This window comes from Hyphomonas sp. J20-32 (assembly GCF_055808555.1).
Genome location: NZ_CM147873.1, coordinates 2466144 through 2488914, shown reverse-complemented (window position 1 = coordinate 2488914; position 22771 = coordinate 2466144). Strand labels below are relative to the sequence as shown.

20 protein-coding genes and 1 tRNA gene are annotated in these 22771 nt (G+C 59.6%); 9 read left to right on the top strand and 12 right to left on the bottom strand.

What is annotated here, in order from left to right:
• The first annotated feature begins 24 nt into the window (after positions 1-24).
• Positions 25-1026, top strand: a complete 1002-nt coding sequence (locus tag AC0L7I_RS12105; RefSeq protein WP_473396677.1) for a M28 family peptidase — start codon at positions 25-27, stop codon at positions 1024-1026.
• Here AC0L7I_RS12105 and purL read toward each other — a convergent pair.
• From purL to AC0L7I_RS12055, 10 genes are all read right to left on the bottom strand, one after another.
• Positions 1023-3293 (bottom strand): phosphoribosylformylglycinamidine synthase subunit PurL, encoded by a 2271-nt coding sequence (purL, locus tag AC0L7I_RS12100; protein ID WP_473396676.1) that lies wholly within the window; start codon positions 3291-3293, stop codon positions 1023-1025. The genes AC0L7I_RS12105 and purL overlap by 4 nt on opposite strands.
• A gap of 47 nt (positions 3294-3340) precedes the next feature.
• Positions 3341-4525 carry a DUF3089 domain-containing protein gene (locus AC0L7I_RS12095; protein WP_473396675.1) on the bottom strand — a complete coding sequence of 395 codons (1185 nt, stop codon included), beginning with the start codon at positions 4523-4525 and terminating at the stop codon, positions 3341-3343.
• 41 nt (positions 4526-4566) lie between these two features.
• Positions 4567-5577, bottom strand: a complete 1011-nt coding sequence (locus AC0L7I_RS12090) for an adenosine deaminase (protein ID WP_473396674.1) — start codon at positions 5575-5577, stop codon at positions 4567-4569.
• Positions 5570-7042, bottom strand: coding sequence for a tetratricopeptide repeat-containing sulfotransferase family protein (locus AC0L7I_RS12085; protein ID WP_473396673.1), 1473 nt, complete (start codon positions 7040-7042; stop codon positions 5570-5572). Before AC0L7I_RS12085 ends, AC0L7I_RS12090 begins: the two co-directional genes overlap by 8 nt.
• Before the next feature lie 45 nt (positions 7043-7087).
• Positions 7088-7756, bottom strand: coding sequence for a phosphoribosylformylglycinamidine synthase subunit PurQ (purQ, locus tag AC0L7I_RS12080; RefSeq protein ID WP_473396672.1), 669 nt, complete (start codon positions 7754-7756; stop codon positions 7088-7090).
• 113 nt (positions 7757-7869) lie between these two features.
• Positions 7870-9003, bottom strand: a complete 1134-nt coding sequence (locus tag AC0L7I_RS12075) for an FAD-dependent oxidoreductase (protein WP_473396671.1) — start codon at positions 9001-9003, stop codon at positions 7870-7872.
• A complete protein-coding gene (rlmJ, locus tag AC0L7I_RS12070) occupies positions 8973-9770 on the bottom strand; it encodes a 23S rRNA (adenine(2030)-N(6))-methyltransferase RlmJ (protein ID WP_473396670.1) in 798 nt (265 codons plus the stop codon). The genes AC0L7I_RS12075 and rlmJ overlap by 31 nt, the downstream gene beginning before the upstream one ends.
• A gap of 84 nt (positions 9771-9854) precedes the next feature.
• Complete coding sequence (locus AC0L7I_RS12065) at positions 9855-11597, bottom strand: M28 family metallopeptidase (RefSeq protein WP_473396669.1); 1743 nt, start codon at positions 11595-11597, stop codon at positions 9855-9857.
• Positions 11598-11754: 157 nt separating this feature from the next.
• Entirely contained in the window at positions 11755-12159 is a 405-nt protein-coding gene (locus AC0L7I_RS12060) for a hypothetical protein (protein ID WP_473396668.1), read from the bottom strand.
• A gap of 95 nt (positions 12160-12254) precedes the next feature.
• Entirely contained in the window at positions 12255-13151 is an 897-nt protein-coding gene (locus AC0L7I_RS12055) for a pirin family protein (protein ID WP_473396667.1), read from the bottom strand.
• Between the two features lie 48 nt (positions 13152-13199).
• On the opposite strand from AC0L7I_RS12055, the gene AC0L7I_RS12050 reads away from it, so the two are divergent.
• The 4 genes from AC0L7I_RS12050 to clpX all read left to right on the top strand — a co-directional run bounded on the left by AC0L7I_RS12050 (position 13200) and on the right by clpX (position 16903).
• On the top strand, positions 13200-13793 hold the full coding sequence (locus tag AC0L7I_RS12050) for a uracil-DNA glycosylase family protein (protein WP_473396666.1): 594 nt from the start codon (positions 13200-13202) through the stop codon (positions 13791-13793).
• A 65-nt stretch (positions 13794-13858) separates the two neighbouring features.
• On the top strand, positions 13859-14770 hold the full coding sequence (locus tag AC0L7I_RS12045) for an alpha/beta fold hydrolase (RefSeq protein WP_473396665.1): 912 nt from the start codon (positions 13859-13861) through the stop codon (positions 14768-14770).
• A 118-nt stretch (positions 14771-14888) separates the two neighbouring features.
• Positions 14889-15512, top strand: a complete 624-nt coding sequence (locus AC0L7I_RS12040; RefSeq protein WP_473396664.1) for an ATP-dependent Clp protease proteolytic subunit — start codon at positions 14889-14891, stop codon at positions 15510-15512.
• Between the two features lie 128 nt (positions 15513-15640).
• Positions 15641-16903 carry an ATP-dependent Clp protease ATP-binding subunit ClpX gene (clpX, locus tag AC0L7I_RS12035; protein WP_473396663.1) on the top strand — a complete coding sequence of 421 codons (1263 nt, stop codon included), beginning with the start codon at positions 15641-15643 and terminating at the stop codon, positions 16901-16903.
• 143 nt (positions 16904-17046) lie between these two features.
• Here clpX and glnA read toward each other — a convergent pair whose 3' ends face one another.
• Positions 17047-18450: a type I glutamate--ammonia ligase gene (glnA, locus tag AC0L7I_RS12030; protein WP_473396662.1), complete on the bottom strand. Its 1404-nt coding sequence runs from the start codon at positions 18448-18450 to the stop codon at positions 17047-17049.
• A gap of 58 nt (positions 18451-18508) precedes the next feature.
• A complete protein-coding gene (locus AC0L7I_RS12025; RefSeq protein WP_373007491.1) occupies positions 18509-18847 on the bottom strand; it encodes a P-II family nitrogen regulator in 339 nt (112 codons plus the stop codon).
• Positions 18848-19093: 246 nt separating this feature from the next.
• On the opposite strand from AC0L7I_RS12025, the gene AC0L7I_RS12020 reads away from it, so the two are divergent.
• The 4 genes from AC0L7I_RS12020 (at position 19094) to AC0L7I_RS12005 (ending at position 22760) form a co-directional block, all read left to right on the top strand.
• Positions 19094-19864 (top strand): Coq4 family protein, encoded by a 771-nt coding sequence (locus AC0L7I_RS12020; protein ID WP_473396661.1) that lies wholly within the window; start codon positions 19094-19096, stop codon positions 19862-19864.
• Complete coding sequence (locus AC0L7I_RS12015; RefSeq protein ID WP_473396660.1) at positions 19861-20400, top strand: histidine phosphatase family protein; 540 nt, start codon at positions 19861-19863, stop codon at positions 20398-20400. The genes AC0L7I_RS12020 and AC0L7I_RS12015 overlap by 4 nt, the downstream gene beginning before the upstream one ends.
• Positions 20401-20409: 9 nt before the next feature.
• Positions 20410-21852: an NAD(P)H-hydrate dehydratase gene (locus tag AC0L7I_RS12010; RefSeq protein ID WP_473396659.1), complete on the top strand. Its 1443-nt coding sequence runs from the start codon at positions 20410-20412 to the stop codon at positions 21850-21852.
• An 823-nt stretch (positions 21853-22675) separates the two neighbouring features.
• Positions 22676-22760 (top strand) — tRNA-Leu (locus AC0L7I_RS12005).
• Positions 22761-22771 lie beyond the last annotated feature (11 nt).

Here is a 22771-nt window from a genome sequence, read left to right as displayed (position 1 = left end):
ATCACGAGTGGAGCTGGTACAGCGATGAGTAGCAGGAAGGCGTGGAGCCTGGCGGCGATCCTGGGGATTGCAGCGCTGGTGATCGGTTGGACGCTCGTCTCGCCGGGGCACAACGATGAATCGCCTGGCATGGTTCAGTACCAGGCCCGATACATCGACGCGGGCGCCATGCTGCGCCTGACCGAGACGCTGTCCAGCGATGCGTTGGAGGGCCGGGCAACCGGTTCGCGCGGCAACGAGGCGGCGCGGGACTTCATCCAGAAGCGATTCGAGACGCTGGGTCTGCGCCGGGTGGGAGAGAGTTTCATTCTGCCATTCACGGCGACACCTGACACGGAGGAGGCCGTGCCAGTGGGTGGCGCCAATGTGGTCGGCTGGATTGCGGGCAACACACCCGGCGAAGGCCCGGTCCTGCTTGTCACGGCGCACTACGACCATCTTGGGATAGTGGATGGCGAAATCTACAATGGCGCCGACGACAATGCGTCCGGCACCGCAGCGCTGGTTGCGTTGGCGCACTATTTTTCAAGGCATCGGCCGATGCACGACATAGTATTCGCGGCGCTCGATGGCGAAGAGATCGGATATCTTGGGGCGCATGCGCTTGTGGTCGACCCGGTCGTCCCGATGGACCGGGTCGTGTTGAACATGAATTTCGACATGGTGAGCCGGTCGCCGAAGGACGAGCTCTATGTTGCCGGGCCGTATCACTATCCGTTCCTACGTCCACTGGTGGAGCGGGTGGCTGCAGACGCACCTGTCAAATTGATCCCCGGGCACGATGATCCGGCGCTGGGCGTGGCTGACGACTGGACGACCCAGTCAGACCATGCGGTCTTTCACGCAGCCGGAGTCCCGTTCCTGTATTTCGGTGTTGAGGATCATCCAGGCTATCACCAGCCGACGGATGATTATTCCGAGATCACACCGGACTTCTTTGCCCGCGCCGGCGACACGCTCGTCATCGCAGCGATGGCGGCGGACAATGACCTCGAAGAGATCGAGGGGATGAAGTCCACCGACTAGTCGATTGCGTTCATGTAGGCCGGTAGCCATCCCTCATGCGCTTCGCGGAGGCGGGCGAGGGAGAGGTTGATTGTCCTGCCACCGGACGTGGTGCCGGAAATGGCGTCGCCTTCAAAGCTTGCAAACGCCAAATAGTCCGTACCTGATGCGTTGGCGAGGTGATCAAATTCATCAATGTGGCCTTGCTGGACGGCGATAAGGTAGCGAGCTTGATCTTCGCCAAAAAGTTCGACGACATCAGGATGATCGCCCTGGAACGAGAACTTGACGCCAATACCTGCTGACAAGGCCATCTCGGTCATCGCGCAGGCGGTGCCACCATCCGACACATCGTGGACAGCGTTCGCGAAGCCGGCATGGATGAGATCGTGAACAAACTTTGCAGTTCGCTCTTCGACTTCGAGATCGACCGGCGGCGGGGCGCCCAGGGCGCCGCCTTTCAGGCCAAGAATTTCGCGCGCATAAAGCGACGCTCCCATATGTCCCCTGGTTTGACCGATCAGGATGAGCACGTCGCCTGATTGCGCGCCTTTCAGCGTCGCGATCTTGCTGACATCCTCGATCAGGCCGACGCCGCCGACGACGGGCGTTGGCGGAATGGCGACACCGTCGGTCTCGTTGTAAAGCGAGACGTTGCCGGATACGACGGGGAAGTCGAGCACGCGGCAGGCTTCGGCCATGCCTTCGATGGCCTTGACGATATAGCCCATCGTGGCGGGCTTTTCCGGGTTTCCGAAATTCAGGTTGTCGGTGATCGCGATGGGCGTTGCGCCGACCGAAGAGAGGTTGCGATAGGCTTCCGCAACGGCCTGCTTGCCGCCTTCATAGGGGTCGGCAGCGACGTAATGCGGGTTGCAGTCGGAACAGATGGCGAGCGCCTTGTTCGTTCCGTGGATGCGGACGATGGCGGCGTTGCCCATGCTCTGCGAACTATCGACCGTGTCGTTCATCACGTGGCGGTCATACTGTTCCCAGATCCAGCGCTTGGACGCCATGTCCGGGCAGGACATCAGCTTGAGCAGGACGTCGCCATAGTCTTCCGGCTCCGGGAATTTCGAGATATCGAGCGCCGCGCGCTTGGGTGGCTCCACCCATGGCCGGTCATAATTGGGGGCGTCTTCGGCCAGCGGTGCGACCGGGATGTCGCAAACAATTTCGCCGAATTGCTTGAGCACGAGATGGCCCGTGTCTGTCGTCTCGCCGATAACTTCGGCCGAGAGGTCATACTTGTCGAAGATGGCTTTCGCCATGTCGATCTTGTCGGGATAGAGTACCATGAGCATGCGCTCCTGGCTTTCCGACAGCATGATTTCGTAGGCGGTCATGCCCTCTTCGCGCTGGGGCACCCTGTCGAGGTCCATGACCACGCCGATGCCTTCGCCGTTGGCGCCGCCGCTGGCTGCCATTTCGACGGAAGATGACGTAAGGCCGGCTGCGCCCATGTCCTGGATGGCCTGGATGGCGTCGGTCGCCATCAGTTCAAGGCAGGCTTCGATGAGCAGCTTTTCGGTGAACGGGTCGCCGACCTGGACAGTGGGGCGTTTCTCCTCGTCGCCTTCGGAAAATTCCGCCGAGGCCATGGTTGCACCGTGGATGCCGTCGCGGCCTGTCTTGGAGCCGACATAGAAGATCGGGTTGCCGGGCGTGGCGCCGCGCGCATAGAAAATCTTGTCCTGGTCCGCGAGGCCGACGGCCATGGCGTTGACGAGGATGTTGCCATTATAGCCCGCGTCGAACTGGGTCTCGCCTGCGACTGTCGGCACGCCAACGCAATTGCCGTAACCGCCAATGCCTGCGACGACACCGGCCACGAGGCTGCGCGTCTTCGGGTGGCTCGGATCGCCGAAGCGAAGCGCGTTCACCAGCGCGATCGGCCGCGCGCCCATGGTGAACACGTCGCGCAGGATGCCGCCGACGCCTGTCGCTGCGCCCTGGTAGGGTTCGATATAGGAAGGGTGGTTGTGGCTCTCCATCTTGAAAATGGCTGCCTGTCCGTCGCCAATATCGATCACGCCCGCATTCTCGCCGGGGCCCTGGATCACGCGGGCATTCTTGGTCGGGAATTTCGACAGGTGGCGCCGTGATGACTTGTACGAGCAATGCTCGGACCACATGACCGAATAGATGCCGAGCTCGACCAGGTTCGGCTGGCGGCCAAGGCGGGTGACCAGCCGGTCCCATTCATCGGCCTTGATGCCGTGTTCGACGCCTTCTTTGGCAGTCTGAGTGGAGGTCAGGTGGGCGAGTATCGCGGATGTATCAGGCATGCGGGCGCTTTAAACGCAAAGTGCCCGAGTCGCCAGCCTGATTGTGCTCACTCGGGCGCATGGGCTGCCTGCCAGGCCGCACCCTCTGTTTTCGCCAATTCGACGAGATTGCCCATTGCAAGGTTCATATCGACGAGATGCAGGCCCCAGTCGGCGACGACTTTACCATCAAAGACAAGATCGCCAGGAATGTCATCGGCGCGGGGGTCTGCGGGATCGGCATTGATCGAAACAGCCAACCAATCATGCGTTTCATTGGCTTCACATTCCGCTGTCAGGAGGCCAGGAAGTGTCACGAACGGCGTTTCGACTGCGACGCCGTAGTCATTGGATTTCAAGCGTCCAAGGCTCTGGCGCGGCATAAAGGCTTTGAGGTTGCCATCGGCGTTGTCGAGACGAGCCGGATTCGTGCAAACGGCCCGCTTGCCGTCCTGGACTTTCCCGAAAAAGGAGTCGATCGACGGCGGCGTGGGTTCGCGGAAGCTCGCAAAGCTGACGATGCAGCCGGTTTGAGAAGCAGCCGTGCAAACAGGAAGGCCGGATGCCAAGCCGGTGTCGGGGTCGATTCCTGTTTCGTACCCAATAGCGTGGACAGCAATGAGCCCGTCCTTGGCAGGAGAGCTGACAATATCTTTCTCAAGCATTTGATAGATCATGCTAGCGCCCTGGGAGTGGCCGATTAGGACCACACCGCGCCCGTTGTTCTCGTTCGCGAGATAGGCGTTCCAACTGCCGATCACGTCGGCATAGCGCATGGCGTCGTTCGCAGCTGTCTGGCCAGTAGTCATCTGGTTCTGCAACTCGAGCAGGGTAGTTTGCCGGTATATCGGAGCGAACAAACGGCATACTTCTCCATAGCGGGCGAACTGGTTCGCGATGACGCTCAACTCTTCAGGACCGGCATGCATGTCACTATTGGGCGTGACGTCGAAGGAGACGGTCGGGTAAATGTAAAAGCAGTCGAATGCAGGATCGGTGGCTGGCATGAAGGGCACGATTCGCGTGGACCCGTCAGGTGCGATCTCCGTCGCTGTCAGGTCGACGGCGCAAGCATCGTCCGTCTTGCCCGGATGGCACAGCCAATTCGCCATGTCGGCATAATCATTGCGCTCGAAAGTTGGGGCTTCAACCGCGACCGGCGCTACAGCCGGCGCCTCTTCTTGCTTCGGTGCATCTTTGGCGCAGGACGACAGGATGAGCGCGGCGGAGCCGATCATGAGCTTCTTCAACATGGATGTTTCCTCGGAAATTCTGTATTCGCCGGGGAGTGCTGTCAAATTCCCAGCGCCGTGTCGATTTCGGAAAGGTGGCGAGCCTTGTCGGCCTCGCTAAGAAATGCACCAGTGAAGCTGTTTCGGGCGAGTTGAACAAGCTGCTGCTCGCTCAGGTCCAGCGCGTCCGCAATCTCGCGATAGTTCTGGTTTACATACCCGCCGAAATAGGCCGGATCATCCGAGTTCACGGTTACGAGAAGTCCGGCTTCCAGTTGGGCTTTCAGCGGGCTGTCCCGCAGGTCATCGATCACGCAAAGCGACAAGTTGGACAGCGGGCAATTGGTTAGAGGCGTTTGGGTATCGCGCAGGACCTCGATGAGGGCAGCATCTTCCATTGACCGGTTGCCGTGATCGATGCGGTCTGCGCCGATTTCGATCAGCGCTTCGCGGACATATTCAGGCGGGCCTTCCTCGCCGGCATGGAGGCAGAGCTTGAAACCCAGCTCGCGGCATTTGGCGAACAGGCGTGCAAACTTGGACGGTGGATGACCGACTTCGGAACTGTCGAGACCAACACCGATGAAGCGCGAATGGTAAGGGGCGGATTCGTCGAGCAGCGTGAAACCGTCCGCCTCACTCAGATGGCGAAGAAAGCTCATGATCAGGTGCGAGGTGATGCCGAGCTTTTTTTCACCGTCATCGAGAGCTTCGAGGATACCGTCAGCAACCGTTGCGAATGCAACTCCGCGTTCAGTGTGTGCTTGCGGATCAAAGAAGATCTCGACATGGCGCACATTGTCGGCTGCCGCCCGCTCCAGGTAAGCCCATGTGAGATCATAGAAATCCTGCTTGTGAAGAAGCACGGCCATGCCCTGGTAATAGATGTCGAGAAACTCCTGGAGGTTTGAGAACGCATAGGCGGCTTTCGCTTCGTCCAACGTCTTGAACGGCACGGAAATTCCGTTGCGTTTGGCAATCGCCATCATCAGTTCGGGCTCGAAACTGCCTTCGATGTGGAGGTGTAGCTCAGCTTTCGGCAGCTTCGCGATCAGCGCGGCACGGTCAGTCATTCAGGGCCTCCAGGAGTGGTCCAATATGGGATTCATAGTTCCGCCAGCGACCGGACGATTGCTGGTAGAGCGGTTCGCGCACTTGCCAGACGCTTGCCGTCTTAACAGGGGTGCGACTGTTGTGAAAGTCGAGGCAGGCGGCGTCAAAGGGCAGGTTGAGGAAGGTCAGAACTTTATGGATTTCAGGTTCTGGTGACCGCACCAGCGCATCGTAATTCACATCGAGAATGTTATCCGGCGCGATCGACTTCCAATGCGCCATGAGCCTTTGGTAAGCCCGGTACTGATGGCCGAGATGAGCAAGGTCGAGGGCGTGAGGCTGCGCGTGGCTGAGGTGGAGGAAGTAGTTTGACAGGCACGTGTCCCGGGGATCTCGGACGGTGTGCAGGATACGTGCGTCCGGAAACAACCTGAGGATCAGGCCGATATGATAGAAATTGTCGGGGCGCTTGTCCGTCACGATGCCTGTTGTACCGGGTAGTCGGAGGGCCATACCCGACAGGTATGCCTCGCGCAGCTCAGTGGCCTGTGCAGCAGAAAGCGTCGCCAGGCTTAGCGGATAGTGTCTCAGGTCGCGGGCTGCGATCATACCCAACAGGGGAAGCTCGCCACCAGTCGTCACGGCGCTGTGCGAGGAGAGGACCTGTTCCAGCAGCGTAGAGCCAGACCGGAACTGACCGAGGATGAACACGGGCGAAAGCGTGCCAACGCTGGCGGGCGGGGTTGGTTCGGGAGCCTGGAGAGAAATGAGCGCGTCCACCAGCGCATCCTGGCGCGCAGGATCGTAGCCAGGCTGGTTCGGGTCGCGCGATGCGCGGCTTTGGGCATTCGCGTTCCTGAACGCCGCAAATGCGCGATCATACGCGCCGACCTGATCGAACAGGCGCCCGAGAGCAAATTCAAGGCTCGCCCGGGCAGAGGCGGGCAGATCGGTCCGCGCCAGCGCAGATTGAAGCTGCGTGACAAGTTCGTCGTCCGGTGAGTTGATCTTCGACAGATTGGCAAGGCGTGCGAGCGGTTCAGGCTCGCTCGGTGCCTGTTGGAGCAGCATTCGGTATTCTGTCGCTGCGCCTTCGCGGTCGCCAAGGTCTTCTAGCGTGTTGGCTAGATTGAACCGGGCGTGGCCATAGCGGGGATTAATCGCGAGCGCAGTGCGGTAGGCTTCCTGGGCCCTGACCGGGTCGAGCAAGTCGTCGGCAAAGATCACACCCTTGTTGAGGTGCACTTCTTCAGGCCCGGCGACATTGAGCGACAAGGCGCGATCATAGGCGGCGATCGCAGCATTCGGATCGCCGGCGCGTCGGAGCAACCAACCGAGATTGTACCAGCTGTCGGGCAGGTTTGGCGCTTCGGCCAGCACGGCGCGATAGGCCGCTATGGCTTCGGGCACTTTGCCGGATTGCCTGAGCGCCGATGCAAGGGCAAGGCGCTGGGCAAGGTGAGGCGGCAGGTTTGCGTTTGACATGTTGCCAGTTGTCTTACGGGCGCCAGCTGCGCGTGGCCAGCGGTCTCAGGCTGCGTTGACGAGGCTTTCGAACACGCCGAGTCCATCAAGGCCACCTTCGGTTCCGCCAACAGCGCGTTCCGGGTGAGGCATCATGCCGAGCACTCGACCATTTTCGCTGAGGATACCGGCAATATCGCGCGCTGCACCGTTGGGGTTTTCGCCTTGGGCATAGCGGAAGGTCACGCGGCCTTCGCCCTCGATGCGGTCAAGCGTCGTTTGGTCGGCGAAATAATTGCCGTCATGATGGGCGATAGGAAACGTGACGGTGTCACGACCAGCATAAGCACTCGTAAAGGCGGTATTCGCGCTTTCCACTGTCAGGCGTTGCGGTTTGCAGACGAAGTGAAGCGACGCGTTTCGCATGAGGGCGCCAGGCAGGAGGCGCGTTTCGCAGAGAATCTGGAAACCGTTGCAGACGCCGAGAACGTAGCCCCCGCGCTTGGCGTGCGCGGTCAATTGTTCGATGACTGGCGAATTGCCGGCAATGGCTCCGCACCGCAGGTAATCTCCGTAGGAGAAACCGCCGGGCACCATGACAAGGTCTGTATCAGACGGGATCGTCCCATCCTTGTGCCACACCATGGCTGGCGTCTTGCCCGTGACCTTGGCCAGGGCATCCTGCGCGTCCCGGTCGCAGTTGGAACCGGGAAAGACAATTACGGCGGTTTTCATGCGCGTCCTTTAGCAGGGAGTCGGAGGAAAAGGGAATTGGTTTTGACGGATTTCCCAGTCGCTGACGGTACAATTTTGCCTGCCTTCGGCGGAAGGACCGAGCTGAGACAATTTCAGCCGCCTTCCATGAAGTCGAAATCGATGTGGCGTTTCAGACACCAGAATCCGGGGAAGTTCAGGGATATGCCCCATTTTTCAGCAATGGCGCGGCGGCGGCCAAGGCTGACAAGCTTCAGGTAGTCCCCCTGTGGACGGTATTCGGCGAGCGGCTGATGGGCGGCGATCCGGATCAACTGTTCGGCGAGCACAGCCCCCTGACGGACGGCGTAAACGCCCGCCTTGGGCCTCGGATCAAACGTCAGGTGGGCGGTATCGCCACACGCGAAGACTTTGGGATGGCTGACGGATTGAAGTGTCGGCCCCACGGATACGAATCCGTCGTGCAAGGCGAGGCCAGTCCCTGTGAGCCAGGCCTGCGGTCGTGCGCCTGTTGCGAGCGCGATAAATCCCGCCGGGATATCCAGTCCTGATGCGAGGCGGATGCCGCTGGCGTCTGCCACTGCGACAGGATCGCCTGCGAGTACTGAAACGCTGGCTCGTTCCAGCTCGCGCCGGAGATGTCGTCGCATTGTCGCGTTCCCACCCGGCACAATGACGGACCCACGTTCGAGTAATGCCACCTTGGTCGGTCGGGAAAGGCCCAACCTGTCCAACCGGTATTTCATCGATAGGGCAAGTTCGACGCCGGCAGTTCCTGCGCCGATTACGGCTGCGTGGGGTGGAAGTGCGCCGCTTTCCACTTCGGATATGAAGGCCGTCCAACGATCTGCGAATGGGCCGAGCGGTTTTACGGGAACGCCAATTTTGCGGAGGCTTTCCGGGCCGGTGATCCCGGCAATCGCACCAATGTCGAGGGACGCGTATTCAAAGGATAGCCGGTTTCCTGTGCCGAGGCTGACGGTTTGTGCGACGGGGTCCAGCGCGGTTACGCGGGTAGTGTGCAGGGTGGCGCCAGCGGTGTGGCAAAGGGGTGGCAGGGGTATTTCAAGCGTGTGGCGGGACCAGTGCCCGGCAATGTGGCCGGGCAGCAGCCCGCTGTAGGATGTCGAGGCGTCCGGACTGATCAGATGGAGGTCCAGTCCGGTTGGTTTGCGCCGGGCGAGGTGCCTTAGCGCCACCACGTGGGTATGTCCTCCGCCGATCAGGAGGATACGGGTCATGCGCTGGCTGCCGGCGATGACCACCATGACTGGATCGCCGCGGCGATGGCGTGGCTGGGCTTGCTGGCAGCAGAGGGCGCGCGGAAGGCAACAATGGCCGACCCTTCGAGGGCGCTCTCGTCATCGACATCCACCGGCCAACGGGCGCCTGCGATGATGCAGTCGTCGAGGCCGGACAGGTATTCGCCAAATTCGGCTTCGCGTCCGTCCCGGAAGAGGGGCAGCCACAGGATCAGGATGCCCTGTGGCCAGCGCTTCAGGGCGCGCGGTGTCCAGAGCGCGAGCGCGTCAATGTCGCGACTGGTCTCATAACTCGGGTCGACAAAGCAGACCATCTGCTCGCCGCCCCGGGGCGAGAGTTTAAGCGCGCCGGAATAACCGTCGGAATGCTTGACCTGCACACGGGGGTCTTTGCCGACGGCTTTTTCCAATGCAGCGTATTCTGCAGGATGCTTTTCAAAGAACACCATGCGGGCGGTCGGCGGCAATAGCTGAAGCGCCAGGGCAGGAGACCCCGGATAGTTTTTCATGCCGCACGCTTCGGCGTGGGAGACCCAGGGCTTCAGCGCGCGGGGCGGCTTGCCATGGTGAAGCGCCAGGATACCGGAATCCGCTTCGCCGCCCTTTCGCGATTGCTCGCCGGTCAGGTCATATTGCCCGCGCCCCGAATGCGTTTCGACATAGAGGACCGGCTTGCCCGCCGCCGATATGTGTCCGAGCAGCGCGTGAAGGACGGCGTGCTTGAGCACGTCGGCGCGGTTTCCTGCGTGATAGCCATGTTGGTAGGAAAGCATGAAGGCGTCTTTCTGGCGTCAGAATGAAATAGTCCCGAACGGCCGTCAGGGCCATCCGGGACTAAGACGTTTGGTCGTTCGCGTCTATTCGACCGCGAGCGATTCCTTGCGGGCGGCCTCGAACTCGTTGCCGGCGTACCAGGTTGGCCAATCGGCGGAGTCGGCGATACCTTGACCCACAGCAAAGAGCGCCTGGATGTCTTCGGTGAAGCCGGACAGGTCCCAGTCGTCCGAATATTCGTCCATCGGCTTGTGGTAGCGTTCGGCCGTGTACGCAGCGGCAGCGGCCTTGCCGGCGGCAACACCGCCTTCAAGCTTGTCTTCGCCACCGTCGGCATAGAGCATCGGCACACCGCGCTTGGCGAGCGAGATGTGGTCGGACCGATAGAAATATCCCGCTTCCGGCTTGCCGTCTGGCGTGATGACGCGGTTGCTGGCCTTCAGGACTTCAGCAAGGCGATCCTCAAGCTCGGATGCGCCATAGCCGATCACGACCATGTTGTGCGTGCGGCCAACGGGCAGCGCGCCATCCATGTTCATTCCCGCAACGATCTTGTTGAGCGGCACGGTCGGGTGTTCGGCGAAGTATTCGGAGCCGAGCAGGCCAGATTCTTCGAGCGTCACCGAGACGAACAAGAGCGACCGGTCATGCGGCTCGGCAGCAAACGCCTCAGCCAGTTCCAGCAGGGCCGAAGCGCCGGTTGCGTTGTCCACGGCACCATTGAATATCTGGTCGCTATAGAAGTCTTCGCCCGGGGCGCCGGTTTTCTGGCCTGTCTTCTTGCCGAGATGGTCCCAGTGCGCGGTGTAGAGAACGTATTCGTCCGGCGTCGTAGTGCCCGGAAGGACACCGATCACGTTGCGGCTGTCGAGATGATCAATCGTTTGCACGATCTCGCCGGTCGCCTTGACGCCGGTCAGCGGGACAGGCTGGAAGCCGGGCGTTTTTGCGGCGGTTTTCATCGCTTCGAAATCCTGGCCAGCGGAAGCGACAAGCTTTTCAGCCATGGCACGGCTGATCCAGCCTTCCATCTGGGCGCGGTCGGCGCCGCCATCGGCGCGGACAAGATCTGACTGTGCTCCCGACCAGGAGTTCTTCACAACGTCCCAGCCATAGGCGGCTGGTTCGGTCTCATGGACGATGACGGCGGCGGCGGCACCCTGCCGCGCGGCCTCTTCAAACTTGTAGGTCCAGCGCCCGTAATAGGTCATGGCCTTGCCCTTGAAGAGATCCGGATTTGCGGTTGCAAAACCGGGATCGTTCACGAGGATGACGACAGTTTTTCCGGTGACGTCCTGGCCGGCATAGTCGTTCCAGTCATATTCCGGTGCGACAACGCCGTAGCCGACGAAGACGATGTCGGACGGGGCGAAGGAGATCGTCGTGGAATCCTGATGCTTGGTCCAGATGACAGAATCTTCCTTCAGGACGGTTGGCATTTCGGAGCCGTCCGGTGCGGTGAAGGTGAGGAAGGATTGTGCCGGGTCGATGGTCTGGTTGACCATGGCCACTTTCTGGAAATAGGTCCCATCGTCGCCGCCGGGCTGGAGGCCGACGCGTGCCATTTCCGCGCCGATCCAGGCTGCAGCTGCTTCGCCAACGGGAGTGCCGGGGCCGCGGCCCTCAAACGTATCGTCGGCAAGAGATTTCACACGCACCGCGAGATCGCTGGCGTTGATATCGGCCGTTGTGTCAGTGGGCAGTGGAAGGAGTAGCGTTTCAGCTGGCGGCGTTTCGGCGACGGGTGCTTCGACCGGTGCTTCCTGCTTGGGGCCGCCACATGCGGCAAGCGCAATGAACGACACAGCGAGTGCGAGATGTTTCATGAATGTCAGCCCCTCCAATGGGCGTCTTGCAGAATTTGAAACAGGGTCTGGCATGCGCAGCGTCAGGCTTCAAGATGCAGCGGATTTACCGCACCCAGCAAAAAGGCGGGCTCCATCGCTGGACCCCGCCTTCATTCGTCTGGCCGTCTATTCGATACTATTCAGCAGCTTTTTCGGCGGCAGCTTCAGCTTCTTCTGCTGCTTCTTCGGCAACTTCGGCGGCGGCTTCAGCAGCAACCGCGGTCGCGTCAGAGGCAGCGTCGGCAGCAGCTTCTGCGGCGTCTTCAGCAATGTCGGCTGCTTCGGCAGCAACGTCCGCCTCGTCGGCTGCTTCGGCGACTTCAGCCGCAACAGCGGCTTCGACAGCAGCCTCTTCTGCAACTTCCGCAGCCGGAACGGCTTCTTCGGACACGTCGGCTGCGTCTGCAGCGACATCAGCGGAAACTTCAGCCGAAGCGGCATCGAGGTTCGCGGCGGTTTCAGATTCAGCAACGGTTGGTGTTGCGCAAGCGGCAAGCATAGCCATCGATGCAGCGGCACCGGCGATAAGTTTGATGTTCATGAATTCACCCTCTCTGAGACTTTATTGTCTTGTGTATGGCGAACACCCTTCCCGGAATTCGCCTGAGGCGGGGGTGTCAATCAAATGAGGCGATTTCAGGGCAGGGGGATCCATTCCTCTTCGTCACCGGGAACCAGCGGAAACCGGTCTGTTCCGTGAGATGCCGTGGATTCATTCCAGTCCCGTTTGGCCTGTTCGATCATATCCTTATTGGACGCGACAAAATTCCAGTCGATCTTGCGCGGTTTTTCCATGGGTGCGCCGCCACAGACTACAGCTTTTGTGCCCGGCAGAAATTCTACAGTCACATCGCAGCCTGGCGCGAAGATTAGCATGACGCCCTCCTGAACCCGTTCCCCGCCAATGCGTGCGCTGCCTGAAACCAGGTAGAGCGCGCGCTCTACGGCGAGGTCGGCGGGAAGTACGAGACTGGCGGAATCCGGCGTTTCTATCGCGACATAGAGTATGGGCCATGGGAATTCGACGGGAGACCGGTGCCCCCAGGCTTCACCCGCGAGGATGCGAATGTCAGCGTCGTTCTTTTTGAATGCAGGCAGCGTATCGGCAGCGTGGTGGGCGAAAGACGGCGCGGCGGCTTCGTGGCTGAGCGGCAGCGCGACCCAGGTCTGCAGGCCGTGCATGCTCTGGCCGGCGTCGCGCTCGGGGTGCGGCGTGCGTTCGGAATGGACGATACCATAGCCAGCAGTCATCCAGTTCACCGCGCCGGGGCGGATAACAAGATCGGTTCCCAAACTGTCCTGGTGCCGGATCGCCCCCTCGAACAGGTAGGTCACGGTGGCGAGGCCGATATGAGGATGTGGTCGCACGTCGAACCCGTCGCCGGGCGCATACTTCACGGGACCGAAATGATCGAAAAATATGAAGGGTCCGACCATCTTGTGTGCGTGGTGAGGCAACACCCGCCGAACACGGAAACCACCGCCAAGGTCACGAGCACGCGGATCTATCTTCCTGACAATTTCGTTAGCCATGGGACGAAAGCCTTTTCGCGATGCGCATCCGTCCTCAGATATGACAGCATGGCAGACGATCTCAATTCATATCTCACCAAGATCCGAGCATGCCGCCTTTGCGAGCATGACATGCGCCGTGCGCCAAATCCTGTGCTGCAGGTCGCTAGCAGCGCAAGAATCCTCGTTGCCGGTCAAGCACCAGGCAATCTGGCTGATGTGACGGGAACGCCGTTCAATGATCCGTCGGGAGTCAGGCTGCGAGAATGGATGGGTGTGTCGGAGGACCAGTTCTATGATGCTTCGCGGGTTGCACTTGTTCCCATGGGGTTTTGCTTCCCGGGGAATGACGACAAGGGCGGCGACCTGCCACCGATGAAGCGCTGTGCCCCTGCGTGGCGAGCTGACTTGCTCTCGCGATTGCCGGACCTGAAGGTGACGATTCTGGTGGGTGGCTATGCGCAGAAATGGCACCTCGGCAAACGCGCGGGCAGGTCGCTGACGGAAACGGTCAGGAACTGGAAGAGCTTTACAAGTGAGCGTATGTTCACTATACCTCATCCCAGTTGGAGAAATACGGCATGGCTGAAACGAAATTCTTGGTTCGAGACGGACGTTTTGCCGGAACTTCGGCACGCCGTGCGGGGTGCCTTGGACTCCTGACACTCCTGATATCGGTTTTCATGTTTGCCAGTTGCACTCATCCTGTCACGCAAGGAGCCTTACTCGTGTCAGTACCGGTTACGCCTCGCTTCGACCCAGAAAACCAAGTGTTCATCGCCGAAGACGGGGCGAGACTGGGGCTCACGGTCTGGCCTGCTGAGGGGACCGAGACTCCGGAGCTTGTCGTGGTCGGCGTGCATGGCATGAACGACTATGCCAACGCCTTCCATATGGCGGCGCCCTATTGGGCGGCGAATGGCGTCACGACCTACGCTTATGACCAACGCGGGTTTGGCCGTTCTCCCGGCCGAGGGATTTGGCCCGAAGAGGAATTGATGCGCAAAGACCTGCGCACGGCGGTGAGGATCGCGCGGGCACGACACCCCAAGGCTGTGATCACGGTTGTGGGCATTTCGATGGGTGGGGCAGTCGCCATGAGCGCGTTCGGTTCGGACGAGCCCCCGGCCGCTGACCGGTTCATTGCTTCAGGTCCCGGCCTGAGGGGATGGGGGGCGATGAACCCCGTCTACAGGGTGAGCCTCTGGGCTTCGACGCAAATGCGCCCGGGTTGGATCGTGAGACCGCCGCGCCGACTGGTGAGGATCGAACCTTCGGACAATGTCGAGATGCTGCAGCGGACCTGGTCTGACCCACTGATGATGCCCTTCAACCGGATCGACCAGGTTTATGGCGTGGTTAGCCTGATGGAGACGGCGCACACGCGGGCTGGGCGCTTGCCAGCAGGTTTGCCCACCCTCGTGTCTTATGGCGCGAACGACCTGGTGATACCGCCTGCGGGCGTAAAACGGACAGCGAAGAGCCTGCCAGGTGACGTCCGCACGGTATACTATCCGAACGGCTATCATATGCTGCTGCGAGACCTGCAGGCCGAAACCGTCCATGCCGACTATCTTGCTTTCATGAGGGACCCGTCGGCGCCATTGCCGAGTGGCGGGTCGGAGTGGCCATGGCGCTGAAGCGCGCATTCCACAGCCCAAAGCCTCTTGCGGTCAGTCACGCGTGGACAAATATAGGTCATTCTGCCAGTTCTGGCAGAATAGAGATTCCTGACAGCCAGCCCTGAGGCCTGATTTCATGACGAGTTCGTACCAGACTGCCCTCAACCTTGTTCCCATGGTGGTGGAACAGACAAGCCGGGGGGAGCGGGCGTTCGACATCTTTTCGCGCCTTCTTAAAGAACGAATCATTTTCGTCACCGGCGGAATTGACGATGGCATGGCTGCGCTGATCACGTCCCAATTGCTGTTTCTTGAGTCCGAGAACCCGAAAAAAGACATCGCGATGTATATCAACAGTCCTGGTGGTTACGTCACCTCGGGCCTCGCGATCTACGATACGATGCAATATATCCGCTGCCCGATCTCGACCGTCTGCGTCGGACAAGCGGCCAGCATGGGCTCGCTCCTGCTGGCGGCCGGCGAGAAGGACATGCGCACCTGCTTGCCAAATGCGCGCGTGATGTTGCACCAGCCGTCGGGCGGATATTCAGGCGTTGCTACAGATATCGAGCGTCACGCGCAGGATATCATCGACCTGAAACGTCGTCTTAACAATATCTACGTTAAGCATACGGGTCAGGAATATGACGTGATCGAGCGCAAGCTTGACCGGGACACGTTCCTGACGGCGGAACAAGCCGTCGAGTTCGGCATTGTCGACAAGGTGTTTGAGCGGCGAGACAACGAGGACGAAAAATAGGCGGCAACGCTCCCCATCAAATGCGGCCCGCCTCTTGCAGGGTGGGCCCTGACCCTTATTGTCATATTAAGAAACCGGGTGAGGGCGCTTAAAGGCCCCGTTAAACCTTACCCGGCATTGAGGACGGCATGACCAAGCAAAACGGCTCAGGCGATTCAAAGAATACGCTATATTGCTCTTTCTGTGGAAAGAGCCAGCACGAAGTTAAGAAGCTCATCGCCGGACCGACAGTGTTCATCTGCGACGAATGCGTCGAGCTGTGTATGGACATCATTCGCGAAGAAAACAAAACGGCGATGGTCCGGTCGCGAGAAGGCGTTCCGACACCACAGGAAATCTGCGACGTCCTGGATGACTATGTCATCGGGCAGCGCCATGCGAAACGCATCCTGTCGGTCGCCGTGCACAATCACTACAAGCGCCTGTCGCATGCCGGCAAAACCGATGGCGTGGAACTGGCCAAGTCGAACATCCTTCTGGTTGGTCCGACCGGTTGCGGCAAGACATTGCTGGCCCAGACACTGGCGCGCATCCTGGATGTGCCCTTCACCATGGCTGACGCCACGACCCTGACAGAAGCGGGCTATGTCGGCGAAGATGTCGAGAACATCGTGCTGAAGCTCCTGCAATCGGCTGACTACAATGTGGAACGTGCCCAGCGTGGCATTGTCTATATCGATGAAATCGACAAGATTTCGCGCAAGTCGGACAATCCTTCCATCACCCGCGATGTGTCGGGTGAAGGTGTCCAGCAAGCGCTGTTGAAAATCATGGAGGGCACGGTCGCGGCTGTGCCACCCCAGGGTGGCCGCAAGCATCCCCAGCAGGAATTCCTGCAGGTGGACACGACCAACATCCTGTTCATCTGTGGCGGTGCCTTTTCCGGGCTCGACAAGATCATTTCCTCGCGCGGCGAGAATGCGTCGATCGGCTTTGGCGCCTCGCTCAAGGATCCGGAAGCGCGCGGCGTGGGCGAAATCCTGCGCAACACGGAACCGGAAGACCTTCAGCGCTTCGGCCTCATCCCCGAATTCATTGGCCGACTTCCGGTCATCGCCACACTGGAAGACCTCGATGAGGGCGCCCTGATCGAGATCCTGACCCAGCCCAAGAACGCGTTGCTGAAGCAATACCAGAAGCTGTTCGACATGGAGAATGTCTCGCTGACATTCACGCCTGAGGCGCTGACCAGCGTTGCGCGCCGCGCGATCAAGCGGAAGACGGGTGCACGCGGCCTGCGGTCGATCATGGAAGGCATCCTGCTCGACACGATGTTCGAGCTGCCGAACCTGCGCGGCGTGGAAGAAGTCGTCATCAATGGCGAAGTGGTCGAAGGCAATGCCGAGCCGCTCTACGTCCATTCGAAGAAGAGCCAGCCCGAAGCCGGCTGAGCCGTCCGGTAAACGTAAGAATTCGAAAGCCCTGGACCTTTGGTTCGGGGCTTTTTTTCTGGCGGACATGTTAGGGGGAAAAAGAAAGGGCCGACACCCGAAGATGCCGGCCCCACAAGGCTTAAGAGAGAGAGATTCGGCTCTTAAACCTTGTAGTACATGTCGAATTCCACCGGGTGTGGGTGAAGTTCGTAGCGCATGTTCTCTTCCATTTTCAGTTCGATATAGGCATCGATCTGGTCATCGTCGAAAACACCGCCCTTGGTGAGGAATTTACGGTCTGCATCGAGCGCCGCAAGGGCTTCGCGCAGCGATCCACACACTTGCGGGATGGATTTGGCTTCTTCCGGCGGCAGGTCGTAGAGATCCTTGTCCATGGCGTCGCCGGGATGGATCTTGTTCTCGATTCCGTCGAGGCCCGCCATGAGCAGGGCTGCGAAGGCAAGATACGGGTTTGCTGTCGGATCGGGGAAGCGTGTTTCGATACGCTTGGCTTTCGGGTTGGACCCGAATGGAATGCGGATCGAAGCCGAACGGTTGCGGGCCGAATAGGCCAGCATGACGGGGGCTTCGTAACCCGGAACGAGGCGCTTGTAGCTGTTGGTCGACGGATTGGTGATCGCGTTCAGCGCCTTGGCGTGCTTGATGATGCCGCCGATATAGTAGAGGCACATTTCGGACAGGCCAGCATACTTGTCGCCCGCGAACAGGGGTTTGCCGCCGCCCCAGATCGACTGGTGGACGTGCATGCCCGAACCGTTGTCCTTGAACATGGGCTTGGGCATGAAGGTTGCAGTCTTGCCGTACGATGCCGCCACATTGTGGATGACATATTTGTAGAGCTGCAGGCGGTCAGCCATCACCGTCAGGGTCGAGAACTTGAGACCGAGTTCGTGCTGGGCCGGTGCCACTTCGTGGTGGTGCTTTTCAGGGTCCAGGCCGATATCGCCCATGACCGACAGCATTTCGCCGCGCATGTCCTGCTCGGAATCAACAGGGGGTACCGGGAAGTAACCACCTTTTGGACCCGGGCGGTGACCCATGTTGCCCATCGGGTATTCCTTGCTTGTATTGATCGGGAGTTCCGTCGAATCGAAGCTGTAGCCGGTATTGTGCGGCTCGACCGACCAACGTACGTCGTCGAATACGAAGAACTCTGCCTCAGGGCCGAAGAAGACGGTGTCACCGACGCCGGCCGCTTTGACATAGGCTTCGGCTTTCTTGGCGGTCGTGCGCGGATCGCGATTGTAGGGCTGGCCCGTGATTGGATCGAGTACGTCACACATTACGGCCAGCGTCGTCTGCTGGAAGAACGGGTCGATAATGGCTGAGTCCTGGTCGGGCATCAGCAGCATGTCGGACTCGTTGATGGCTTTCCAGCCGGCGACGGACGAGCCGTCGAACATCTGGCCTTCGGAGAAGAAATCGTCTCCCACCATGCCTTTGTGGAATGTCACGTGCTGCATCTTGCCGCGCGGATCGGTGAAACGAAGATCGACGTATTGTACGTCCTCGTCCTTCATCATTTTCAGTAGCTTGTCAGCCATTGGATTTGCCCTCCAGGATTAAACGGTTTGCTGAGTCTAGAATGTTACTATTGCAGGATTAGAGCGCAGCGTCGCCTGTTTCTCCCGTGCGAATTCGCACAGCCTCAAGAACGGCCGAAACGAATATCTTGCCGTCGCCGATCTTGTCGGTGTGCGCCGCTTTCTTGATGGCTTCGACTGCGCCATCGACAGCGCTGTCCGCCAGCACGATCTCGATTTTGAGCTTGGGGAGGAAATCAACGACATATTCAGCGCCGCGATAGAGTTCGGTATGGCCGCGCTGCCGACCGAAACCCTTGGCCTCGATGACGGTCATGCCTTGCAGGCCGATTTCCTGCAGCGCTTCCTTCACGTCATCCAGTTTGAACGGCTTGATGATTGCTTCGATTTTCTTCATGGCCCATGTTCTCCCAGCCGCTGAATTGATGTTGATTTTGGGTAGGCTCACTCGCGCTGAGAGGCGAGCACAAGATACCGAAAGAGCTGGCTGATCGGGATGCGTGGTCGAATATTGGACATCAGTGCCCAAAAAATGAGCGGCGAGTGAGTGGTTCCGATTGAAAAAATATGACGCTTGCGTCACTTTTATTGCCGGGCGGCCTATGGTATTCAGGCAGAGAAATTACAGCGAGAGCAGAATTCAATGACCGAAGTGTTCATCCATCCAGATCGCCGTCCGGCAAAGTTTCGTCCTCTGGTCGCTTGGAAGCACATGCAGAAGCTGATCGCCGACAAGGAAGACACCGAACAGGTGTTCCATATCATAGAGGCACTCAACGGGCGGTCGTTCGAAAAGAACTTCCGGGCTTTCGCAGCCAGCGAAGCGGGCCAGAAGCTTCTCGAGAAAAAAGAATACCTGCCGCCGCTCCTGGACGATCATGAGTGGATTCGCGCATTGCCCGAAGGAACGGTTGGACGCGCCTATGTCGACTTCATGGAACGCGAAGGGCTCACCGCTCAGGGACTGGTCGACGAAAGCGAGAAATTCCGAGGCGCGATGCGCGAGTTCGATGACGACTATTTCTGGTACGGCAATCGCCTGCGCGATACGCACGACCTGTTTCATGTGCTCACCGGATATGGCCGTGACGCGTTGGGCGAGGCGAGCCTTCTCGCATTCACTCACAGCCAAAACCCGGGATTGGGCGTGATCTTCATTTCGTTCATGGGCATTCGCCAGATCATGAAATCCGTGCCGAAAGAAGCCCGCGTGATGGAATGCTTCAGGGAAGGCCGGCGAAATGGCGCCGCCGCATCGCGCATTGTGCGGGAGGACATTATTGCGCTCTTGCATGAACCGCTCGCGGCGGCCCGCGCGCGTTTGAACATCTCTACGCCGCACGCATATCATCATGCGCTGGACGTGTGCGCCGACATAGGGATCGAGGCTGACCAGATTCAGGTTGCCGCGTGATCTATCTTGTACGGCACGGCGAGGCCGCAGCAGGCTGGGGCGATCACCCTGATCCGGGGTTGAGCGCGCTTGGCCAGAAGCAGGCGGCAGCTGCTGCGGACACATTGGTGGCGCTTGGAGCCAAGTCTGCCATTACGAGCCCGATGCTGAGATGCCGGGAAACGGCGTTCCCATTCGAACAGCGCACTGGCCTGGTCGCAACCGTAGCGCCGGAAGTATCAGAGATTGATACGCCGGAGGGCATCGGAGACCGCGTCGTCTGGCTTCGCACGCTGATGGCGGGGGAATGGCAAGGCGGCACACACAGTTTCGACGAATGGCGCCGTGCCATGCTGGACTTCGTCACAGGGCTTCCCGATCACACCGTCGTTTTCTCGCACTTTGTTGCGATCAATGCGCTTGTCGGGATGATCGAGGCGGACCCGAGGGTTGTCGTGTTTCGTCCGGGGCATTGTTCGGTAACGCAGTTGGTGCGGGCAAGTGGCGCACTCTCAGTTGCTGAATATGGCAGCGAATCCGCAACACGCGTGTTATGACCACGCCCCATGGGCAGACCTATCATTACACCGCAGGAAATGACCGCCGCTGAACAGGCGGTGTTCGCAGCAGGCACCGACAGTTTTGAGGTGATGACTCGCGCCGGCACTGCCGTCGCGGAGTTTCTTCATGCGCGCTGGCCTGCAGGAAGAATTCAGGTCCTCTGCGGGCCTGGTGGAAATGGTGGCGACGGTTTCGTCGCAGCAGAACGATTGTCCAAACTGTGGCGCAAGGTCGACGTCTTCTGTTCGGTGGATACCGCATCGCTGACCGGCGATGCCGCCAAGGCAGCAGCGCTCTGGGGCGGCGAGGCTCATCCGCTTGAGGCAGCCCTGGAGGCGCCACATGATATCGTTCTTGATGCCCTCTTTGGCGGTGGGCTGTCGCGACCGCTGGACGGGGTGGCAGCCCAGCTGGCGCAGCGAGGCGGCAGGGTTGTATCGGTTGACGTACCGTCTGGCATCGATGGACTGACTGCGAAGCCGCTGGGGCCCTGTTTCCGCGCCGAAGGGACGATGACGTTTGCGGGCCTGCGTCCCGCGCATGTCCTTCAGCCCGCAGCGAGTTATTGTGGACTGGTTGCGGCCGCCGATATCGGCGTGCCGGTGCAGGCGTCCGCATTCGAAAACAGCCCGATATTGTGGGCGCCGATCATGCCGCGTCCGGGTCACGCGGCCTACAAACACCAACGTGGTCACCTCAAAGTCATGAGCGGCCCGGCATCTGCAACGGGTGCTGCGCGCCTGGCCGCGACGGCGGGCCTGAGAGTCGGGGCTGGTCTGGTCACGGTCCTGTCGCCGCCCGGCGCTGTGGCCATCAATGCGTGCCACCTGACGGCCGTCATGCTGCAGGCCATGAACAGTGCCGAGGAACTCCAATCGGCGGCAGCCGCCGCTCAGGTTCTCGTGATTGGCCCGGCTGCCGGTATAACGCCCGCGACCCGCGCCAATGTTGAAATCCTGCTGAAATCCGATGCCCGGGTTTTGCTGGATGCCGATGCATTGACGGTTTTCGACAGTGCGCCGAAGTCTCTTTTCAAGAGATTGCGGCCCGATGACATCATGACACCGCACGTTGGTGAATTCCGTCGGCTCTTCGGGAACCTCGTTGATTCCGAGGTCAACAAGATTGAGGTAGCGCGGCGCGCGGCGCAGGAGGCCGGGTGCGTTATGCTGCTCAAGGGGGCGGACACCGTGATTGCTTCACCTGACGGGCGCGCCATCGTCAACACGCATGCGACTCCCTGGCTTGCGACGGCCGGTTCAGGCGATGTGCTGGCGGGGCTGATTGCCGGTCTCATGGCACAAGGCATGCCCACGTTCGAGGCCGCCGCGATGGCCGCCTGGCTTCATGGCGAAGCGGGAAGGCGGGTGGGGGCGGGGCTGGTTTCAGAAGACCTGGAGCGGCAGATTCCCGACATTCTGAGCGCCCTGCACGGCGAAAAAGCCTGAAAATCCGGGCGCATGGTGTTTCCTGTTGAAACGGCCTGCCCGCTCGCGTAGGAACCGCCCATCGCGGATGTGGCGGAATTGGTAGACGCACTGGATTTAGGTTCTTATTCCAACGCGAAATCTATAATAATAAACAAATACAAACAGTTATATAGTTTATCCCGAGGGTCGCTGCTTTTCGATTCTTAGTGCGACCAATCAACTATACAAGTGCTGGCAGAAGATAGCTCGAAAACCGCATAAAATTACAATCTAGGATAGCGAGTTTGCTGTAACCTCTAAGTTGGTGCAAATTAGGTGTGAGATTCGACGTGCGGTGTGACGCGAACCGCAGATGAGTCTCTTGCTCCAACAACAATGAGGTATCGATGTACACTATTGAGAGTTTGAACAACCTTGGGCGATTGGTGAATGAACTGAGAGCCATTGAGATGGATTTTCCAGCGTCCTACGCAGCGGTGCTGATCTATGTAGCTCGCCACACAGAGGTCCACGGGGAGGCACCAATCAGCTCGGACATTTCGGACCATACTGGTATTGCGCGCCCAAGTATGTCGAGAATTCTTCGTTCAATGTCAGACGAGCGCATGGGTAAAACGCGTGTCGGAGAAGAGAGACCTTCAGGTAGTCGCCAGTCCTTAAAGTTGGTCGAGAAATTTCCCGATCCTACAGACCATCGGGTCGTCAGGGTCAGGTTGACGGCAAAGGGTAAGGGCGTCCTGTCACGGATGTCAGAGTCACTACAAAAAGCTAGTGTGTAGATTCGGTCGGTTCAGGTTTTCCTTTCTACAAAAGTAGATTAGGAACGTCTGTTCAACGAAGTGCGGGTATGGCGGAATTGGTAGACGCAACGGCTTTAGGTGCCGTCGGGGCAACCCGTGGGGGTTCGAGTCCCTTTACCCGCACCACAGTTACGCAA